The organism is Streptomyces sp. SID14436 (assembly GCF_010548465.1).
Taxonomy (GTDB): Bacteria; Actinomycetota; Actinomycetes; order Streptomycetales; family Streptomycetaceae; genus Streptomyces.
The window spans coordinates 1-753 of sequence record NZ_JAAGMD010000440.1 but is presented as its reverse complement, the minus strand read 5'-3'; the positions used below and the strand labels follow the sequence as shown (position 1 = coordinate 753).

At 79.0% G+C, this 753-nt stretch carries 1 protein-coding gene; it reads right to left on the bottom strand.

Annotation, left to right across the window (positions count from 1 at the left end):
* On the bottom strand, positions 1-753 hold a 753-nt coding region (locus G3I53_RS15130), incomplete at both ends, for an SDR family oxidoreductase (protein ID WP_164438439.1).

Sequence of the window (753 nt, the reverse complement as noted above, 5' to 3'; positions counted from 1 at the left end):
CGCGAACGCGGTGCCGGTGCCGGGTGCGGTGCGCGGTGCGGGCAGCAGGGCGCGCCAGACGGCGGTGGTGGCGGCGGGGCCGCCGGTCACGGTGTCGCGCAGGCGGGGCAGGTCCAGCGCCGAGGCGACCAGGTGGGCGGTGGTGCGGCGCAGGGCCAGTCCGATGAGGTCCCGGCCCTGTTCCGGGGTGAGGGCGCGGTGGCCGTGGCGGGCCAGGCGGTCCAGGTCGGCGTGCGCGGCGGCCAGTCCCTCGTCCGCCCAGACGCCGAAGGAGAGGGACAGGGCGGGCAGGCCGAGGGCGCGGCGGTGGTGGGCGAGCTGGTCGAGGAAGGCGTTGGCGGCGGCGTAGTTGGCCTGGCCGGGGCTGCCCAGGACACCGGCCGCCGAGGAGAGGAGCAGGAACAGGTCGAGGGGCCGGCCGGCGGTGAGGCGGTGCAGGTGGGCGGCGCCGTCGGTCTTGGGGCGCAGCACGTGCGCGAGGCGGTCGGCGGTCAGTTCGGTGACGGCCGCGTCGGCCAGGACGCCGGCGCAGTGCACGACGCCGCGCAGGGGTGCCTCGGTGTCGATGCGGGCGAGGAGGTCCGCGAGGGCGTCCGGGTCGGCCACGTCGCAGGCGGCGATCTCCACGCGGGCGCCGAGCGCGGTGAGTTCGGCGGTGACGTCCGCGGCGCGCGGGTCGTCTGCGCCGCGGCGGGAGGTGAGCAGCAGGCGGGGGACGCCGTGGCCGGCGAGCAGCCGGGCGACGGTCCGGCC